Annotated in this window: 13 protein-coding genes; 9 read left to right on the forward strand and 4 right to left on the reverse strand. The window is 63.1% G+C overall.

Features of this window, described 5'->3' with window-relative positions:
- Positions 1-3: 3 nt before the first annotated feature.
- Together AAFP29_RS08725 and AAFP29_RS08730 are read left to right on the forward strand one after the other, a co-directional pair.
- Positions 4-3,366, forward strand: coding sequence for an arabinosyltransferase domain-containing protein (locus AAFP29_RS08725; protein WP_419216940.1), 3,363 nt, complete (start codon positions 4-6; stop codon positions 3,364-3,366).
- Between the two features lie 15 nt (positions 3,367-3,381).
- Positions 3,382-4,038, forward strand: coding sequence for a hypothetical protein (locus AAFP29_RS08730; RefSeq protein ID WP_419216941.1), 657 nt, complete (start codon positions 3,382-3,384; stop codon positions 4,036-4,038).
- 46 nt (positions 4,039-4,084) lie between these two features.
- On the opposite strand, the gene AAFP29_RS08735 is transcribed toward AAFP29_RS08730, so the two are convergent.
- The gene (locus AAFP29_RS08735) at positions 4,085-5,146 is read right to left on the reverse strand and encodes a zinc-dependent dehydrogenase (protein ID WP_419216942.1); all 1,062 of its coding nucleotides are present in this window, start codon (positions 5,144-5,146) and stop codon (positions 4,085-4,087) included.
- A gap of 175 nt (positions 5,147-5,321) precedes the next feature.
- On the opposite strand from AAFP29_RS08735, the gene AAFP29_RS08740 reads away from it, so the two are divergent.
- Positions 5,322-7,325: a PTS mannitol transporter subunit IICBA gene (locus tag AAFP29_RS08740; RefSeq protein WP_419217252.1), complete on the forward strand. Its 2,004-nt coding sequence runs from the start codon at positions 5,322-5,324 to the stop codon at positions 7,323-7,325.
- 41 nt (positions 7,326-7,366) lie between these two features.
- Complete coding sequence (locus AAFP29_RS08745; protein ID WP_419216943.1) at positions 7,367-8,125, forward strand: DeoR/GlpR family DNA-binding transcription regulator; 759 nt, start codon at positions 7,367-7,369, stop codon at positions 8,123-8,125.
- A 20-nt stretch (positions 8,126-8,145) separates the two neighbouring features.
- Here the strand turns inward: AAFP29_RS08745 and AAFP29_RS08750 are convergent, their stop codons facing one another.
- On the reverse strand, positions 8,146-8,637 hold the full coding sequence (locus AAFP29_RS08750) for a hypothetical protein (RefSeq protein ID WP_419216944.1): 492 nt from the start codon (positions 8,635-8,637) through the stop codon (positions 8,146-8,148).
- Positions 8,638-8,758: 121 nt separating this feature from the next.
- Between AAFP29_RS08750 and AAFP29_RS08755 the strand changes: the two genes are divergently transcribed.
- The 4 genes from AAFP29_RS08755 to AAFP29_RS08770 all read left to right on the forward strand — a co-directional run bounded on the left by AAFP29_RS08755 (position 8,759) and on the right by AAFP29_RS08770 (position 17,576).
- Complete coding sequence (locus AAFP29_RS08755; RefSeq protein ID WP_419216945.1) at positions 8,759-10,042, forward strand: serine hydrolase domain-containing protein; 1,284 nt, start codon at positions 8,759-8,761, stop codon at positions 10,040-10,042.
- Positions 10,043-10,118: 76 nt separating this feature from the next.
- Entirely contained in the window at positions 10,119-13,403 is a 3,285-nt protein-coding gene (locus AAFP29_RS08760; protein ID WP_419217253.1) for an arabinosyltransferase domain-containing protein, read from the forward strand.
- Positions 13,400-16,693 carry an arabinosyltransferase domain-containing protein gene (locus AAFP29_RS08765; RefSeq protein ID WP_419216946.1) on the forward strand — a complete coding sequence of 1,098 codons (3,294 nt, stop codon included), beginning with the start codon at positions 13,400-13,402 and terminating at the stop codon, positions 16,691-16,693. Before AAFP29_RS08760 ends, AAFP29_RS08765 begins: the two co-directional genes overlap by 4 nt.
- Before the next feature lie 4 nt (positions 16,694-16,697).
- Positions 16,698-17,576, forward strand: a complete 879-nt coding sequence (locus AAFP29_RS08770) for an LLM class flavin-dependent oxidoreductase (protein WP_419216947.1) — start codon at positions 16,698-16,700, stop codon at positions 17,574-17,576.
- On the opposite strand, the gene AAFP29_RS08775 is transcribed toward AAFP29_RS08770, so the two are convergent.
- Positions 17,577-18,059 (reverse strand): DUF2231 domain-containing protein, encoded by a 483-nt coding sequence (locus tag AAFP29_RS08775; RefSeq protein WP_419216948.1) that lies wholly within the window; start codon positions 18,057-18,059, stop codon positions 17,577-17,579.
- Positions 18,060-18,191: 132 nt separating this feature from the next.
- Between AAFP29_RS08775 and AAFP29_RS08780 the strand changes: the two genes are divergently transcribed.
- Positions 18,192-18,902 (forward strand): VIT1/CCC1 transporter family protein, encoded by a 711-nt coding sequence (locus AAFP29_RS08780; protein WP_419216949.1) that lies wholly within the window; start codon positions 18,192-18,194, stop codon positions 18,900-18,902.
- 123 nt (positions 18,903-19,025) lie between these two features.
- Here the strand turns inward: AAFP29_RS08780 and AAFP29_RS08785 are convergent, their stop codons facing one another.
- Complete coding sequence (locus tag AAFP29_RS08785) at positions 19,026-20,576, reverse strand: acyl-CoA carboxylase subunit beta (RefSeq protein ID WP_419216950.1); 1,551 nt, start codon at positions 20,574-20,576, stop codon at positions 19,026-19,028.
- Position 20,577: the final 1 nt, after the last annotated feature.

The raw sequence follows: 20,577 nt of genomic DNA on the forward strand, positions 1-20,577 counted from the left end.
CTTGTGCCACCCCAGACAGCGCCAGCCCACACAGTAGGACGTGCCAAGCTAGTCGCCATCATCACGGGGTTGCTCGGCCTCTTCATGGCGCTGGCTACCCCGCTCATGCCGGTCACCCAGACCACTGCCGAGCTGTCCTGGCCACAGAACGGCGTGATCCGCGGGGTTGAGGCCCCGCTGGTCAGCTATGTGCCGATCGACATGACAGCGTCCATCCCCTGCTCGGCGGTCGACCAGTTGACCGCTCCCGATGCAGCCGCATCAAAGTCGGTCCTCCTGTCCACCCTGCCCAAACAAGCCGACAAATCCTCTGACCGCGGTTTGTTCATCCGCACCACCGGAACACCGACCGACGCCCCCGACGCCCGATCCGTCGAAGTAGTCATCCGCAACACGCCGCTGGTGTCGGCGACTTTCGCCCAGCTGCGCACCCAGCCGTGCAGTCGCATCGACGTCGAGGCCACCGCCGACGAGGTGCGCGCAGAGTTCGTCGGCATGCGCTCGGATGACGGAAAGCCACTCGTTGGCACCACCGTGGGCCGCGAGTCCGAACACTACGATTCCGACCAACGGCCACAGGTCACCGGTATCTTCACCGATCTGTCCGGACCGTCGAGCTCGCTGGCGGGGCTGACCGCGCATGTCACCATCGACTCGCGCTACAACACCGCGCCGACCGTCCTCAAATGGCTTGTCCTGATTGTCGGCGTGATCGCGACACTGATATCCCTGGCCGCGTTGGCGGTGCTGGATTCCACCGACGGCCGCAAACACCGTCGCATCTTCCCGGCACGGTGGTGGCGTCTCAATCCACGCGACTACGCGGTCCTCGGTGCCCTACTGATCTGGCATTTCATCGGGCCCAATACTTCCGACGACGGCTATTTGTTAACGATGTCGCGGGTGGCCCCCGACAGTGGCTACACCGCGAACTACTTCCGCTGGTTCGGCGCGCCCGAGGCCCCCTTCGGCTGGTACTACCAGATCTTCGGGTGGCTATCGCATGTCAGCCTCGCCAGTCCCTGGCTGCGGCTACCCGCATTGTTATGCGGAATGATCTGTTGGCTCATCGTCAGTCATGAAGTACTGCCGAGGCTCGGCCGGGCGGCCGCCCGCGCTTCGGTCGGCTGGACGTCGGCTTTCGTATTCCTCGCGATGTGGTTCCCGTTCAACAACGGGTTGCGCCCCGAACCGATCATCTGCCTGGGCGCATTGCTCACCTGGTGCTCAGTCGAACGTGCCATCGCGACCGGACGGCTGCTACCCGCCGCACTCGCCTGCCTGATCGGCGCCTTCAGTCTCGCGGCCGGGCCGACCGGCCTGCTGGCCGTCGCGGCACTCGTGGCGGGCGCCCGCCCGATGATCCTTTCAGTCATCAAGCGCGCCAAGGTAATCAGGGGCGAGACCGGATCGATCTGGACGTCATATCTCGCGCTGCTGGCTCCGATTCTCGCCGCGGGGACCTTCGTAATCTTCGTCGTGTTCCAGAATCTGACGCTCACCTCCTTCCTCGACGCGTCGGCGATGAAGACGGCGCTCGGACCGTCGCTGCACTGGTACAACGAAATCGACCGCTACTCTTCGCTTTTCGCGTTCTCGGCTGACGGTTCCATCGCCCGGCGCTTCGCAGTCCTGGCGATGCTCCTGTCGTTGGCCGCATCCGGCCTGGTGATGATTCGACGCTCGCGCATCCCCGGCACCGCCCTTGGACCGGCTCGGCGCATTGTCGGAATCACCTTCGCCTCCTTGCTCTTCCTGATGTTCACCCCGACCAAGTGGACGCACCACTTCGGTGTCTTCGCGGGCCTCGGCGCGGCATTGGCTGCCATCGCCGCGGTCGCGGTCGGCCAGGGCGTGATGCATTCGCGTCGCAACCGCACAATTTTCGCGGCTCTCACCTTGTTCATCGCCGGATTGGCATTCACCGCGCCCAACTCGTTCTACTACGCCTCCGCATGGGGAATGCCTTGGGGCGTAGAACAAGTGGTCCTCGGCGTCAACCTGGCGAACCTTCTGCTCTATGCCGCGCTACTCCTCCTGCTCCTGGCATTGTGGTTCCACTTCCGCGAGCCGTTCACCGGCCGGGACCCGGCCGACGGTGCCCCCAAAGTGTCGGACACTGTTCCCGACAAGCGGCGGCACACACTGTGGACGACATTGCGCAGCGCCCCATTGGCCTATGTCGCCGCGGCCATCGTGCTCTTCGAAATGGTGACCGCGCTATTCGCCGGCATCCAGCAGAGCGGTTCCTATTCGGTGCCGCGAACCAATCTCGAAGCCTTGGCCGGCAAGGAATGCGGTATGGCCGACAAGGTCTATGTCGAGACCGCCCCGAGCGACTATCTGTTATCCGCAGTGGACAAGACACTGCCCGATCCGCTATTCGGCCCCAAGACCACCGGATCATCGAAGTCGTCGGGCTTTCGCGCCAACGGCCTGCCCGAAGAACTCAGCGCCACCGCGTCGGCCGGCTCCCTTGGCGTGCTTGCCGGTGCGGCACAAGCAGATCCGGACATCTTGAACGCCAACACGGCGAACACCGGGGGCGGTGAGATCGCCAAGCCCGGGATCAACGGCTCCGTGGCGCAGCTCCCGTTCCTGCTCGATCCGGACCGCACTCCCGTACTCGGCAGCTATTCCGACGACGCTCAGATCCCCGCGTACCTGACGTCGGGATGGTACGAGTTGCCGAAGGACTTCCACTCCAAAAAGCTGCTGACCTTCTCGGTCGCCGGCTGGTTCAACACCCCCGACCTTCAGTTGGAATACACTATCGGCGCGGTCGGAGCGAACACCCGTGACGGTGATCTGACCAAAGCGGGCACAATTGACATGATTGATCCGGGTCCCCGACCATCGTGGCGCAATGTCCGCCTGAGCACCGATCAGATTCCCGCCGATGCCACGGCCGTGCGGATCGTGGCTAAGGACGAGAACCTGTCGAAGGATCAGTTCATGGCGGTGACGCCGCCGCGTCTCCCCGAGCTGCGCACGTTGGAAGACGTTGTCGGACGGACGGATCCGGTTCATATCGACTGGACATCGGGCCTGGTGTTCCCGTGTCAACGCCCGTTCAACCATCACAACGGCGTGGCCGAGATTCCTAAATGGCGGATCAAACCGGGAGCCGATCTCGCGGCCGCGGTGTCAGCCTGGCAGGCCGCCGACGGCGGCGGGCCGATCGGCTGGCTGGAAGTATCGCAGCAAGCCGATTCGCTGGCCACCTACCTGATCGGCGATCTCGGGCGCGATTGGGGATCGTTGGAGAAGTACACGCCATACGGCGACGTGGACACTCTCGCCGAGATCACCACCGGCACCTCGACACGTAGCGGCCTTTGGGCGCCCGCACCGATCCGGTACTGAGTTAGCCTCAATGCCATGAGTTACGACGTCTGGCTGATCCCGGCCGCGCACTGTGACACGGCCGCGTCGGCGCGGGCTTTCGCGCTCATGCAAGACGAAGCGGAACAACCGGCCACCGAGATGGCCGCACGCTTGGCGACCGAGATCAGCGCCGCCGACGGGGAATTGGACGATGAGTCGGGGTTCCTATCGATGTCGCCTCTGGACGGCACCGGTGCGGCGGTTTTCGTTCCGTCGCGATGGCCTGCCATCCAACAGGCACGCGACATCGTTGTGCCACAGGCGTTTTCCGTCGGTTACGGAGTTTACGACCCACAGCTCGACGTCGTACTGGATCCGCGTGGCGCAGTCCATGGGCAGATGATGACCTCGAATGAGGGAACGTTTCCCACTCTCACTCGCGGGCTCATCGAGCATTTCGCATATGCGATGAAGGTCAAGGATTTCGTCATCGTCGAGACCGACGTCGAGGTGTACATGCAGTCCCAGCGAACGGACGCCGAGGCATACGACCTCGAATACCGAGACGGGTCATCAGATCGCCATTTTGGTACCGAGGTCGCGCGCCCCGACGAGGTGGTCGCGGCGATGCTTGGGTGGCTGGCCGGCAATGAGGCTGCCTACCAACAGTTTTCGTGGCAAAAGCTCGAGCTGGGCCCGGTCACCTCCTGAGGAATACAACTGTCTGGGTCAGCAATCCTCGCCGGACCTTCGGAGGCTAGCCAGGCTCCACGGTGACCTTGATCGCCGAGCCTTCTTTCACCACCGTGAACGCATCGAGCACGTTGTCGAGCGGAATATGCCGGGTGATGAGATCTTTCACTGGGACCTGACCGGTCGAGATGTACTGAAGTGCCCGCTTATTGTGTTCGGGAGCCGACCCATTGGCACCGTGAATATGCAACTGGCGGTAGTGGACGACATTCGAATCACAGGTGATCTTCGGGTCGGTCTTGGGCAGTCCGCCGAAGAAGGAGATCCGGCCGTTGCGCGCGGCCATCGAAATCGCCTGTTCCTGAGCAACATTCGCGGCCGTCGCGGTAATGACCACATCGGCACCACGCCCATCGGTCAGTTCCATGACACGTTCTATGACATCGACCTTCGAGCCGTCGATAATTTCGTCGGGCGACACGGCGTCGGCCGACATCTGCAGGCGACCGGCGTTGACGTCGACCAGATAGATGGGCCCAGCTTTATGAACGCCCCGTGCGATGCGGATATGCATACATCCGATCGGCCCCGCGCCGAAGACGACGACGGTGTCCCCCTCTTCGATGCCGAGCAATTCTTGTGCGTTGATGGCGCAGGCGAATGGTTCAGCAGCCGACGCCTCGTCAAAGCCGACATTATCCGGGATGCGATTGAGGCCATCGACCTTGAGCACCTGCGTGGGCACGGTCATGTACTCCGCGAATCCGCCGTCGTACTGATAGCCGATCGATGTCTGGTTCTGGCAAACGGCCATCCAGCCCTTTCGGCATTCATGACAGTCACCACATGGCACGGCCGCGATGACCTGAACACGATCTCCGACCTGCCACTGCGCACTGAAGGTGTCATTGACATCGGCGCCGACCTCGACGATCTCGCCGGCGACCTCGTGTCCCAGAGTGCGTGGAGGTGTCAGGTTCTGATGGCCGTTGCCGAAGATCTTGACGTCGGTGCCGCAGGTCGAGCAGTTGCGGACCCGAATCTTGACCTCGCCAGGGCCGCAGGTCGGCTCGGGAACATCTTCGAGGCGGACGTCCTCGGGTGCGTAGAACCGTAGTGCCTTCATCGTGATGTTCCTCTCATAGCCGAACGTTGATGTGTGCACTCTATCGGTCATTCGGGCATAAATCCACCCGATTGACTGCCCGTTTATAGCCGATTGCTTGCATTTCTGACCGTTTATGTGTCTACTTAGTTATGTGACCGGCATCACGGTCGAGGTCGAAGCGGAGGTAACTCTCATGTCAGGTGCAGCTAGCCCGACGAACACGACGTCGCGCGGCGGACTGCGCGTCCGCGTGCAGAAGTTCGGTACGGCGTTGTCGAATATGGTCATGCCCAACATCGGCGCGTTCATCGCGTGGGGCCTGCTCACCGCACTGTTCATCGAGTCTGGCTGGCTAACCGGCATCTTCAGCGGATTGGACGACCCCAACGGATGGGTCGCGAAGATTGGTGGCTGGGGTGCGTACGACGGCGCCGGAATCGTCGGCCCGATGATCACTTACCTACTGCCCATTCTCATCGGGTACTCCGGCGGCCGAATGGTCCACGGCAACCGCGGCGCGGTGGTCGGTGCGATCGCGACGGTCGGCGTGATCACCGGCTCCGACGTCCCGATGTTCATGGGCGCGATGATCATGGGTCCACTGGGCGGCTGGCTTATGAAGAAGCTCGACGAGTTGTGGGCAGGGAAGATCAAACCCGGTTTCGAAATGCTGGTCGATAACTTCTCCGCGGGAATCCTCGGCCTCCTGCTTGCCATCGTCGGGTTCTTCGGTGTCGGACCGATCGTCTCCGGATTCACCCGGGCGGCCGGCAATGCCGTCGACTTCCTGGTCAACCACGACCTGCTGCCACTGACGTCGATCTTCATCGAGCCAGCCAAGGTGCTATTTCTCAACAACGCGATCAATCACGGCGTGCTGACGCCACTCGGCACCGCGCAGGCCGCCGAGACCGGCAAATCCATCCTCTTCCTGCTGGAGACCAATCCCGGCCCCGGATTGGGAATTCTGTTGGCGTACACCTTCTTTGGCAAAGGTCCGGCCCGAGCGTCGGCACCTGGTGCGGCCATCATCCAATTCTTTGGCGGCATCCACGAGATCTACTTCCCCTACGTCTTGATGAAACCGCGACTGATCCTCGCCGCCATCCTTGGAGGTATGACCGGCGTGTTCATCAACGTTCTGTTCGGATCGGGACTGCGCGCACCAGCGGCACCCGGATCGATCATCGCGATCTACGCCCAGACTCCCGCGGACAGCTTCCTCGGAGTAACCCTGTCGGTCGTCGGCGCGACCGTGGTCTCCCTGCTCACCGCTCCTTTCCTGCTGAAGATCGACCACTCCGAGGAGATGCCCGATATCGCAGCCGCGACCGCCGGAATGGAGGCGATGAAGGGTAAGAAATCGAGTGTGTCGTCGATACTCACCGGCGGCGGAGCCCGCGGACCGATCACCGACATCGTGTTCGCATGCGACGCCGGGATGGGATCGTCGGCGATGGGCGCATCGGTGCTGCGCCGCAAGATTCAGAAAGCCGGGTATAGCGACGTCACGGTCGTGAACCAGGCAATCTCGAACCTCGAGGACACCCACGACCTGATCGTCACCCACGCCGACCTTACCGAACGGGCGAGACAGTCGACGCCGTCGGCGATCCACATCTCGGTCGATGACTTCATGTCCAGCCCGCGATACGACGAGATCGTCGAACTACTCGGGCAGACCAACTCGCCCTCGGCAGAAATGGTTGCCCCGCAACAGGATTCGCAGCCTCCCTCCGCAACGACGTCGGGCGGGGGTGTGGCGACCGCACCGGCCCTGCAAGCACTAGCGCTGGAATCCATCGTGTTGCACGGCACGGCGACCACCCGTGACGCCGCGATCGACGAAGCCGGGCGGCTGCTGGTCGAATGTGGCGCGGTCGATGCGTCCTATGTCGCGTCCATGCATGAGCGCGAGAAGTCGGTCGCGACGTTCATGGGCAACGGCTTGGCGATTCCACACGGCACCAATGACGCCAAGAGCGCGATTGTCCGTACCGGTCTGTCCTTCGTACGCTACGACGATCCGATCGACTGGAAGGGTAAGCCCGCCGAGTTCGTCATCGGCATAGCCGGCGCGGGCAAAGATCACCTTGCTCTGTTGAATAAGATCGCCAAGGCATTCCTCAAGGCCGACGACATCGACCGCTTGCGCGCCGCGCGGACACCCGAAGAGATCCGCGACATCCTCTCCTGAGGCTGACGTGCGGTGGTCAGCGCCGAGTAGCGTGATATCCCGTGGATTCCGATACGCGGCAACGACAGATCGTCGAGTTCGCCCGAACGCGTGGGCGGGTCGAGGTGATCTCGCTCGCTGACGAGTTGGATGTCGCGAGCGAGACGATCCGCCGGGACCTCAGGGCCCTGGCCACTCGACGCCTCCTCAAACGTGTGCACGGCGGAGCTGTGCCGCTGGAGACAGCCGCATTCGAGTCCGGACTCGAATACCGCAGCCAGGTCGATCTCGCACAGAAGCACCGGATCGCCGCCGCCGCCGCGGACCAACTGCACGGTGCTGAGACGGTGTATCTCGATGAGGGGTTCACCCCCCGCCTGATCGCCGAACGGCTGGCCGATCAGCAGCTGACTGTAGTCACCTCATCGTTGCTGGCTGCCGAAGCGCTGGCTCACAGTTCGACGGTCACCGTCCTGCTACTCGGCGGTCGGCTACGCGGACGTACGCTTGCGACTGTCGACAACTGGGCGGTGGACCGGTTGAGCAGCCTGGTCATCGACGTCGCCTACCTCGGTACCAACGCGATCTCCCTCGACCACGGTCTCACCACGTCGGATCCGGCGGTTGCCGCGGTGAAGGGCACGGCCGTCCGGGTGGCACACCGATCGATACTGGTGGCCGCGCACTCGAAATTCGGGCAGAGCAATTTCTGCCGCTTCGCCGAACTCGCGGACATCGAATCCATCGTTACCGGAACCGAACTCGATGCCGAGCGGGCGGATCGATACGAGGACCGGGGTCCATCGGTAATCCGGGTCTAGCGGCGGTTCGTCGGAAGCGATTATCGAAGCTGATAGCGCTCCGACGACACGGTGAACGCATGGTCGCCGGATTCGCAAGTGATTCCGCGACTTGCGTCGATGACGCACGAGATTCCCCCGGCAGTAAGTGTGGTGCCGTACGGCAGCACTTTCACCGAAGCGGGATTGGACGAGCTGACACTGGTATCGCTGTAGAAGGTCAGCGTCCCCGGCTTCACCGACGACACCGAGACTCCGTTGGGGTGAATCGATTGGACTCCGCCGCCTTGGACCGACGGCGCGTTCGCGGGCATTGGCCCCTTGCACCCCGCCCAGGACGGGGCCTGGACCGACGTGACGATGGCGCAGTGCCATTGATTCGACGGCGATACGAAGTAGTACGAGCCGCCCTGCTGGTAGGCATCGGCTGTCGGGGCCGCGCTAGCCGGTCCCGCGACCGACAGACCGGCGAGTGCGGAAAACGAAGCCAGGAGAACGGCACTGAAGATACTGCGGCGAGTGTTTGTCGTCATGCCGCAATTCTCGCGACGATGCCGCTCGCCGTCGATGGGCACAACTCCCCATCGACTTCAGGGCTTAGCACAATTCGGATTTTGAGTATGCGGTACTTCTGGTACTGATACCTTGCCTTTCATGACATCTGCAGAGTCGGCCTTCGTCCCCGAGGCCCCTCAGCCGAACCCGATCCCGATCCCCGCCGAGGCGATTGCACCACCACGAGGCGTGCACGGCTGGGTCAGTCCAGACTTCATGGCAACGGCCAAGGCATTCGCCCTCCTGTTCAGTCGTCTGAGATTCGGCGGCGGCGCACTGTGCGTGTACGCCGATGGTCATCCGGTGATGGATATCTGGGCAGGTAAAGCGACAGCCGAGAATGACTGGTCGCACGACACAGCGGGGCTAATCTTCTCCGCGTCCAAGGGCATCTCCGCCGCAGTCCTACATCGGCTCGCCGATCGCGGACTACTCGACTACGACGCACCGATCGCCGAGTACTGGCCAGATTTCGCAGCTAATGGCAAGGGGCGCATCACGATTCGCGAGGCCCTGGCACACCGCGCCGGGTTGTCGCGGCTCGATGGCATCGTCGAGCATCTCTCGCATCTCGCCGACCTCGAGGAATTCGAGCGCCGGATGGCAGCCGCTCCGATCGGTCCGCATTTCGGTCGACAGGCCTATCACTCGCTAACGATTGGCACGATCATGTCGGGGATCGCGCGCGGCATCACCGGAGAGTCGATGCGCAGTCTGTATCAGTCGGAAATCGCGCAGCCCCTCGGATTGCAGAGTTTGTCACTGGGCCGTTCGCCCATTCCAACGGTCCAGCACACCGCATTCGTACCTGCCCTTGCTCCGGTGATGCGCCACCGCTCACTCGAGGGCCGCCTGCCGTCGACGCTCGAGCGAGCAAAACGGTTGCGCGGATTCGGCGGCACACTGCGCACTCTCCACGTACCAGGGCTCGAATGGTGGCTTGCCGACGATGGCACACCTATCAGCCCGATCTACGATATCGAACTGCCCGCGGGCAATGCGATGGTCCCAGCGCATGAATTGGCGAAGCTATACGCGGCGCTTGCGGGCGATGGCAGTGTGGACGGTCGACGACTACTCTCGCCGTCGACAATCCGGCAGCTGGCACCGATCAACGGAACAAATTTCGATCGCACCCTTGGGGTGCCGTGCACATTCCAACTGGGCTATCACACTGGCCCACCGCTGCGGAGTATGTCTGGCAGCTTCGGACATGTGGGTCTCGGCGGTTCGACCGGGTGGGCCGACCCAGCGCGCGGACTTGCAGCGGGATTCGTTCATAACCGGCTGCCGACCGTCGGGTTCGCGGATCAGACTGCGTTCTTCGCGCCGCTGTGGCCGCTGATCGTGCGGGCGGCCCGGGTCAGGCGCCGACTTCGTTGACCGACTGCGGTCGCAGCTGTCCAGCAGGCGGAATTCGTCCCCCACCCGCATTGCCATAACATCTACTGGCGTGCCCTTGACCTCCCAAACTCCTGCGCCCGCTGTCCGGCTCGTCGCGGTCGTGGCCGGCGTTCTCGGCGTAATCCTCTGCGGCCTGACACCGCTGCTTCCGGTCAAGGCCACCGATGCGTCGTTTAGCTGGCCCAATACGCAGCAACTCAACGCAGCCGATTCCTCGGTAACCGCGCCGCTGATCGCGCAGACACCCAAGTCGATGCAGATTCGCATCCCGTGCCGGGTGCTCGCTGACTTACCCGCTAACACAAGCACGGTCCTGGCAACCATGCCGGCGAAGGCCACCCGCGCGGCGGCCTCGATGTTGACGGTCAAGGCCGATCGTTCGTCGGTAACGGTCACTACCCGCAACTCAGTTGCCGCGACTGCCTCTCGCTCGGCTATTGCCTCCGGGCGGTGCGCGGAACTGAAGATCTGGTCGAATGCCACCGGCGTCGGCGCCCAGTTCGTCGGGCTCGGGCCGGCGACAGTTCTGCCGTCGGACAAGCGCCCCCAGATCGACGGCATTTTCAGTGACTTGACCACCCCGCAGGCAACAGCGGCCGGAGTCGCGGGCCTGCGCGCCCACGTCGACATCGACAATCGCTACGAAACCAGCCCAAGCATCGTGAAACTGCTGGTGATGATCGTCGGCGCGCTTTGCGTCGCGGTGTCGCTGGTCGCGCTTTACCTCCTCGACCGTATCGGCGGCTATCACCGCAATGTCGGCAATTCTCGGGCACTCTTCTGGCGAACCCTCAAACCTCGGGTCACCGACCTGGTGGTCACCGCGACATTGCTGGTGTGGGCCCTCATCGGTGCCGGCTCACCCGACGACGGCTACATCCTTAATATGGGCCGGGTAGCAGCCGACGCCGGTTATCTACCCAACTACTACCGCTTCTACGGCAGCGCCGAGACTCCGTTCGACTGGTACTACAGCTTCCTATCGCACTGGTCGTCGATCTCACCGTCGATCCTCTGGATGCATATCCCATCACTGCTGGCCGGCTTGGCGTCGTGGTTCATCCTCACCCGAATTCTGTTGCCCCGCTTGGGTCCGGCGATCCGCAACAGCAGTTGGGCGCAATGGGCGGCCGCGATGACCTTCGTCGCCTTCTGGTTGCCGTTCTGCAGCGGGCTCCGCTCCGAAGGCATCATCGTGCTCGGGTCACTACTGACCTGGTGGGCCGCCGAACAGGCCATCGGCACCCGACGTCTGTTGCCGGCAGCACTGGCGGCCATCGCCGCTGCGATGACATTCGCCCTTGCGCCACACGGCATTATCGGTGGCGCAATCCTCTTGGTCGCCGCGCGGCCAATGCTGCGAGTCCTGATTCGACGTCGCGCCGAAGGAGGTCTACTGCCACTGATCGCGCCGCTGGCTGCCGCCGGCACTCTCGTCCTGCTCGTGGTATTCCGTGATCAAACCCTTGCGACTGTCGCCGAAGCTATCAAGATCCGGTACCAAACTGGACCGGCGATCATGTGGTACCAGGAATATCTGCGCTACTACTTCATCGCGGTGTCCACCCCGGACGGCGGACTGCCGCGCCGCGTGCCCGTGCTACTACTGTTGGCCGCGGTATTCGTCACCGTTGCGGTTATCCTGCGGCGCAGCAAGATTCGCGGCGTGGACAATGGGCCCACGTGGCGGCTGATCGGCGCTATCGGGGTCACGTTGGTCTTGCTGGCCTTCACCCCGACCAAATGGACCATTCAATTCGGCATCTTCGCGGGACTCGCCGCAGCGGTCGCGGCCACCGCAACTCTCGCGATAGCCCAGACCGCGGCGACCTCGACGCGCAATATCACCGTGTTCGTCTCCGGGTTGTTCTTCGCCTTGGCAGCGGCAATGGCCGGCAAAAATGCCTGGCCGTACGGCTATAACCTGGGTATCGCGTGGTTCGATCGCGCGCCGGTCTTCGCAGGTATCGCCATCTCGACCATCTTCCTCATTCTGGCGGTGGCGACCGGCGCACTGGCAGCCTGGCAGCACCTGCGCCAGGACTATGTCACCAACCGCGGCCTCGCTCATTCCAAGCAGCCCACGGCTGATCGACGCCGGCTGGCTCTGGCTTCCTCGCCCATCGCCGTCATTGCCACCGTGATGGTTCTCGCCGAGGTCCTGGTCTTCATGAAAGCCGCGGTTACCCGGTACCCCACCTTCACCGTATTCAGCGAGAACGTGAACACCCTGCGCGGCAAACCCTGCGCGCTAGCCGATCAGGTACTAACCGAACCGGATGCCAACGCGGGCATGCTGATTCCCGTCGGGAATCGTTCGCCGTCTCAGGCGCTCGCCGGAAGCGAGTCGGTCGGCTTCTCCCCCAACGGTATTCCGCTCGATCTCTATCCGGAACCCGGCAGCGCCCGCCCCGGCCAGATGAACGTCTCGGCCAGCTTCGCCAAACCGTTCGCCGTAGTCGGCGCACCCAGCGCGGGAACCACCGGCGGGTATGGCCCGACGACGGTCAACGGCTCGCAGATGGCTCTGCCCTTCGGCCTCAACCCCAAAACAACACCGGTACTCGGCAGCTACGGCTTCGGCGGCGAGGCCCGGCTGACCACCGACTGGTATCAATTGCCTGACCGCGCGAGCTCACCGCTGGTGGTCGTCAGCGCAGCGGGTGCCATCACCACTGTTGACGCGGAAGGCGCCGTACAATTCGGTCGATCCGTCCGTCTTCAGTTCGGACGGCCAAGCGCCACAGGTGAATTCGAGCCACTCGGGCCTGGCGCGATGCCCATTGATCCGGGGCCCGTTATTCCGAATATGCCCTGGCGAAACTTGCGGGTGCCGATGTCAGCAGTGCCGCCAGCAGCGACGGTGGCACGAATCGTGGTCTTGGACAACAACTTGGGACCGAAGCAGTTCGTCGCCGTCACGCCGCCGCGCGCTCCGCGATTGATCACCCTGCAGGGGCTAGTGGGTAGCGATGCGCCAACGCTTGTCGACTTCACCGTGGCAGGGCACTTCCCCTGCCAACGGCCACTGAGTGTTACCCACGGTGTCGCGGAGATTCCACGCTGGCGCATCCTCGGCGATTTCGTCACGACGACGTCGCAGTCTAAAACCTGGCAAGCCGCTGTCGACGGCGGCCTGCTGGGTATCTCCGAGTCGACGACATCGGCGTCGACGGTCCCGACCTACCTCTCCGAGGACTGGCATCAGGATTGGGGTGCGTTGGAACGGCTGACTCCGCTCGCGGACGATGCTGCTTCAGCGAAAATTCAGACCACACAACGTAATCAGTGGGGCTGGTCGCGGACCGGCTCAATCAGGGTGGAGCCGGATACCGAATGACCACTAGCAAGTACGCGAAATGGGCCGCGGTGATCTGCGGTGCGCTCGGTGTGTTGATGGCTGCGCTCAGTCCGCTCCTACCGGTCGATCGCACTACCTCCGAACTCAACTGGCCGCAGGCCGGAGGAGTCAAAAGCGTTGCCGCCCCGCTAGTTTCCTTCGTGCCACAGACCGTCGATGTGTCCGTGCCATGTGCACTGGCCAAGGATTTGCCCCGCGACGGTGGTGTACTTCTGTCCACGATTCCCGCCAAGGGGCAGCAAGCCAGCGCGCGCGGGCTGTTCTTCCGTGCGACCGCCGATGCCCTCGAAGTGATCGACCGCGACGTCGTCATCCTGACCACCAAACGCACGGCAGCACAGTCGAATCCAAATTGCCGCATCGTATTCACCGGCAATGGCGACGGCGTACACGCTAGGTTCGACGGCATCGAAGCCGCGGAGCCGACTGCGGGTGAAGCACTACGCTTCGACCTCCCCGACCCCGACATGCGGCCACAGATCGTCGGCGTTTACACCGATCTGCCACCGTCGGCGAATACCAGCCAACTCTCGCTCCACGCCGACATCGACACCCGTTTCGCTACCACTCCGTCGACGCTGAAATTCTGGGCGATCGTCTTCGGCATTCTGATGACGGTGCTGTCACTGGTCGCACTTGGCATCCTCGATGCCCGAGATGGTCGCGGCCACAAGCGAATTCTGCCAGTCGGCTGGTGGCGGATCCGTCCGCTCGACGTCGTGGTCTTCGCGATCCTCGCATTCTGGTGGATCGCCGGCACCAATACCTCCGACGACGGATACAATTTCACCGTCGGCCGGATCACCGGCGACGCTGGCTACGCCGACAACTACTTCCGCTACTTCGGCGTGCCCCAGGATCCGTTTGGTTGGCATTTTCAGGTGATCTCGGCGATGAGCGAGGTGAGCCTCGCCGCACCGTGGATGAGGTTGCCCGCCTTCGCGTTAGGGCTGCTGGGCTGGTGGTTGATCAGTCGTGAAGTGGTGCCCCGCCTGGGTCGGACGGTGCGTAACAGCACGCCGGCGATGTGGTCGGCGGCATTCGTCTTCCTCGCAATCTGGTTGCCGTACAACAATGGTTTGCGCCCCGAACCTGCCGAGGCAGTCGGCGCACTGCTGACCTGGTGCTGCGTCGAGCGCGCCATCGCCACTCGCCGCTTACTCCCCTACGCCATCGCGGCACTAACCGCCGCGTTCACGCTGGCGCTCGCGCCAGGTGGCCTGATGGCCGCCGCCGCGTTGCTCGCTGGCCTGCGTCCGATCATCAAAACCGTTGTGTCACGGCGTAAGCGAGACGGTCTGCTACCGATGCTCGCCCCCATCGCAGCTGCGGGTTTCGCGGTGCTCTATCAGATCGGTGCGGATCAGAGCGTGATGCCGCTGGTCGACGCCTACAAAGTGGCAGCCGACGTCGGCCCGACCCTGGAGTGGTGGGAGGAGCCCGTCCGCTATTACTACCTGATCCTGCCGACCGCCGACGGCACCGTCGCCCGCCGCTTCGGCATTCTCGCCATGATCCTGTGCCTCTTCGTGGTCTTGTTCCGTCTGCTTCGTCGCGAGCATCCCAATGCTGTTTCCCGCGCGCCGATTTGGCGACTCATCGCGGTAACCCTCGGCACCATGTTCTTCATCGCGTTCACACCAACCAAGTGGACCCACCATTTCGGCGTCTACGCGGGTATCGCCGGCGGCCTGGCCGCAGCCGCCGGAGCGATGATGTCGCCGATCATTCTCCGATCGCGGCGCAATCGCACCTTCTTCGCCTCAGCGATGCTGACGGTCACCGGTATCTCCTTCGCCGGCCCGAATGGCTGGTGGTTTGTCGGCAGTTACGGCATCCCATGGTGGGATCGCCCGCCTGCGATCGCCGGAGTGCAGTTCAGCTGGATCTTCTTGGCCCTCGCAGTGATCACCGCCCTCGTCGGCCTCTGGTTCCACTTCCGCGACGACTACACCGATGACAAGACCCGTAGCATTGGTTCGTCTCGGCTATCACGCCTGAAATTCTCTCCACTTCCGGTGTTGTCGGCGTTCGTGGTGATCTTCATGGTCGTCTCATTCGCCAAAGCCGCGTATGTGCAACGCGACAGTTGGTCGTGGCTGAACTCGAATACCCGTGCGCTGCAGGGCAATGAATGTGCGCTGGCGAATGATGTGATGGTCGATGCCGATCCCAACATCTCCATGTTGCGGCCGGCCCCGATCGGTGACGTGACGCCGCCGGTCGCCGCGACCTTCGCCGGTCGCGACCTCACCGGTTTCACACCCGAAGGCGTACCGACCAAGCTTTCGGTCGATGCCACCGAGAGCGACGATTCGACCGGGTCATCGTCGGGGTCCACCAGTGGAAGCGACACCGAGACCACCGGATCTGATTCGACTGACACCGAATCGAATTCGGCCAGCGGAGATAATGCTGGCGGACGCGGCGCGAAGGGAATCAACGGATCGACGGTGCGTCTGCCGTTCGGCTTGAACCCCGCCACCACCCCGGTGCTCGGCAGCAACGGATCACCAAGCGGCACCGGCTCGTTGACGTCTGGCTGGTACCAGTTGCCGTTCTCGACGTCGAAACTCGATCCCAACGCGCCACTGCTTACGGTAGCGGCAGCAGGCTCGGTCCAAGCTGTCGACGGGATCGGCGTTGTTCACCCCGGACAACAGGTGACCGTGCAATTCGGTCGACGCGGCGCGAATGGCATGATCACGCCGTTGCGACAGATGTCGCCGGTCGACATCGCCAAAACAGAGATCTGGCGCGATCTGCGCTTCCCGCTGGCCGACGCGCCGAAGGGCGCCGATGTGGTACGGGTAATTGCGAAGGACACTTCGGGGGCACCGACCCAATGGGTTGCCGTGACGCCACCGCGTGTCGCGACGCTGCACACCCTCAACGATGTTGTGGGGCAAACGGACCCGGTCTTCATCGACTGGCTGCCCGGCATGGTGTTCCCGTGCCAGCAACCAATGGTGGTCCGCAACGGCGTGCTCGAAGTTCCCAAATGGCGAATCCTTCCCGATGCCGAGGCGACTGAGAAGAACAGCCAGACCTGGATGGCCGGAAAATCCGGTGGCCCCCTTGGCATTACCGAGGCGATGTTGATCCCTACGATCGTGCCGTCGTATCTCCGCAACAATTGGGGTCGCGACTGGGGCAGCCTCCAGAGCTTCACCGAGATAGCTCCGGCACCACCTGCCGAGCTGACCTTGGGCACTACCCGCGAATCGGGCCTATGGGACCTGGGACCGATGCGATCGACAGGATACTGAGCCGGTGCGACTGAGTACGGCAATACTTCCGGTCTTCAATGCCGCCGACACCCGCGCGCGGTGGCGGGAGGCAGAGGAGTTGGGTTTCGCGTGCGCGTACACCTATGACTATCAGACTTGGCGGATGTTCCGGGACAGGCCTTGGTATGACGCACTTTTGACACTGTCCCTTGGAGCATCGGTAACCTCCGAGATCAGGCTGGGCACCTTGGTGACCACACCCAACTACCGGCATCCGGTGACACTTGCCAAAGATCTGATCACGCTCGACGCGATCTGCGATGGTCGCCTCACCCTCGGGCTAGGCGCTGGCACATCATCTTTCGACGCCGCCGTACTGGGCGACCCGCCGTTGACTCCTCGCCAGCGGCATAATCGCCTCGAGGAGTTCACGCGCGGGCTCGATGAGTTGTTGACCAACGATGAGACCTCCTTCAACGGCGAGTGGTACACCGCCGTCGAAGCGCGCACCATCCCCGGATGTATTCAGCGCCCGCGCATTCCGTTCGCCATCGCAGGCAGCGGGCCACGCGGTATGAAGCTGACCGCCGAACTCGGTGCGGCCTGGGTCTGCGACCTGGCCGCCTTCGACGCCGACTTCGATGTGCCGGCCGAGCTGCTGAATCAGCTTGCACGACTGGGCGATACGCTCCGTGATGCCGGACGCTCACCAGACTCGCTGGAGCGAATACTGTTGGTGGGAGCCAACTCACCGGCGTTTGCCCAGGACGTTGACTCGCTGATCGGTGCGGCAGCGGAGTATGCCGCTGCGGGGTTCACCGAATTGGTTGTCCATGCACCGATCCACGACGTCGGGCTGGGAACGCGTCCGTCGGTGTACGCGGCGGCGAGCCGTCTCGCGCAGGCTATCGCCGAGTTCTAGCTATTGTCGGCCCCAAACCGACTCCGCGCCAAGCTCTCCGACACTCACGACGATCGCAATCGAACCGAGTGCCACCACAACCGCCGCGATGCCGACAACGATCGTCGACCAATGCCGCACACCAGGACCGAGATACCGATCCCGCTGGGTTTCCGTTCGCGGCGACGTCAGCAACCACCATAGGGCGGCAAGTCCGAACAGTGGACCAACCCAGATGATCACCATGTCGCCGTAGTGAATGTGGTTGGCGAGCGTCTCACTCGGCTCCGCACCGAGGGACTTCTCCAGAGCTTCACCGGCGCTCGTGGTGATGGGCACCGCGATCAGTGCCAGCAAGGTGAGGATGACCGGCGCCGGCCCAAGCCATACGCGTGCCGTCGGCCACACCACCGAGGTGATGACGGCGAGCGCGGCAACGGGAACCGCCACCACGACGATATGTACTAGCAGCGGATGCGCAGGTAGCCCGTTGATGGTGTCCATAGATCGAGCCTAGGTGCCGTCGCTCCGCGGTAATGGATATTGCCGAGATTGCGGAAACCCCACCCCACCTGCGGCTTCGGTTAGCGTTTCCTACGTTGCGCTGCCCCCGTGGCACGCGGCTATGGTGACCACATGTCCACGGGTGCCCACGAAGGCGAGCCACATTCGGGAACACTGGCGAATCGACTCAACTGGTTGAGGGCCGGGGTTCTGGGCGCCAACGACGGTATCGTGTCTACCGCCGGGATCGTCGTGGGGGTCGCGGCCGCGACGGCCACGCGGCAACCGGTATTCATGGCGGGTGTGGCCGGCCTTGCCGCGGGTGCGGTCTCGATGGCGCTCGGCGAGTACGTGTCTGTGAGCACCCAACGTGATAGCGAACGGTCGCTGCTGGCGAAGGAGCGTCAGGAGTTACGCGAGCAGCCGCAAGCGGAGTTGGACGAACTCACCGGACTCTACGAAGAGAAGGGGCTCAGCCTGGCCACCGCACGTCAAGTTGCCGAAGAACTGACCGCGCACAACGCATTTGAGGCGCATGTCGACGCCGAGTTGGGATTCGATCCGAACGAGTTGACCAATCCCTGGCAGGCCGCGGCATCGTCAGCCGTGTCCTTCACCGTCGGCGCATTACTACCGCTGATCGCGATTCTCGCGCCGCCGGTGTCAGTTCGAGTGCCAGTGACTTTCGTCGCAGTACTGGTGGCACTGGCTCTGACCGGGGCAATCAGCGCCCGGCTCGGTGGCTCGCCGATGACCCGACCGATTCTCCGAGTCGTCATCGGCGGCGCGATCGCCATGCTGGTGACCTTCGGCCTCGGGCATCTGACGAATGGGATCACGTGAGTGGATAAGGGTCTGTTCGCGCGGCGATCTCGCCGGGTCTCGATACACCCGACCAGCGGTGTTGGTCTGGTCGAGTGCTGAAGAGCGCTAGCGACCAGGTGTATCGAGACCTCGCGACCCGACCTAGACCGGCATCAAGAAATGCTTGCGGCGGGTCTGCAATACCTGCTTATCGCGCAACTGCGCCAACGCTTTTCGTAGTTGCAGACGAGTCTGCGACGGCTCGATCACCGCGTCGATGTAGCCGCGCTCGGCCGCAAGGTAGGGAGTCGCCATCATGACGTTGTAGAAGTCGATGAAGTCGCGACGCACCTTATCGGCGTCGGCCGCCGACAATCCTTCGGTCTGACGACGCGTCAACACAGCTGCGGCCGATTCGGCACCCATCACCGCGATCTTGGCGCTCGGCCATGCGAAGTTGATGTCGGCGCCGAGCTGCTTGGAACCCATCACCGCATACGCGCCGCCATATGCCTTGCGCAGCACGACAGTCACCTTCGGGACACTGGCCTCGACATACGCGTAGAGGAATTTGCCCGAGCGACGAATGGTGCCCTTCTGCTCTTCAACCAACCCCGGCAAAATGCCCGGTGTATCCACCAGGAAGACCAGCGGGATATTGAACGCATTGCAGATTCGCACGAAGCGAGTCGCCTTCTCCGACGAATCGGTGTCGAGCGTCCCGGCCATCACACTCGGCTGATTCGCGACAACACCGACGCTGCGCCCGTCAACCCGCGCGAAGCCGGTCAGGATATTCGGCGCGAAAAGTTCGGCGACCTCGTGGAAGGCACCATCATCGAAGAGTCGAATGATGATGTCGCGCATGTCATAACCGGCGTTGTCGTTATCCGGCATAAAAGTATCGAGAGACAGATCCGATTCAGTGACCTCAGGCTCCAACCCGGGGTTTACGACGGGCGGCCATTCATGCGCGCTCGACGGCATGTACTGCAGGTACTCGCGGACCCAGTCGAACGCGGCCTTCTCATCGGGAGCGATGTGGTGGATATTGCCCCAGCGCGCCTGATTGTGTGCGCTACCAAGGTCTTCCGCCGAGATTTCTTCGCCGGTCGTCTGCTTGATGACATCGGGTCCGGTGACGAACATGTAGCTCTTATCCTCGACCGCGACCAGAATGTCGGTATTCGCCGGGGTGTACACGGCGCCACCGGCACATTTGCCAAGGATGACCGAGATCTGCGGAGCCAGACCCGACAGCAAGTCATTGCGGCGGCCCATTTCGGCATACCACGCGAGCGAGGTGACCGCGTCCTGGATACGCGCGCCAGCTGAGTCATTGATACCGACCATCGGGCAGCCGATCTTCGCGGCCCACTCCATCAATCCGGAAACCTTGCGGCCGAACATCTCTCCGACCGTTCCGCCCAGAACCGTCTGATCATGGCTGAAGGCAGCAACGGGTCGCCCGAATACGAGGCCGTGACCGGTGACCACCCCATCGCCGTAACCCGACTGAGCGGCACCGGGCATCTTGGCCAGCGCGCCGATTTCGACGAAAGTGCCCGGGTCGAACAGCATCGCCAACCGCTCACGAGGAGAGCAGATACCCTTGGCCGCGCGCTTGGCCACCGCCTTCTCGCCACCTGGTTCCTTTGCGGCTTCGAGCTTCTCACGCAGATCAGCCAGCTTTGCGGCGGTTGTATCAGTCACT

This window comes from Gordonia sp. CPCC 205333 (genome assembly GCF_048537885.1).
GTDB lineage: Bacteria > Actinomycetota > Actinomycetes > Mycobacteriales > Mycobacteriaceae > Gordonia.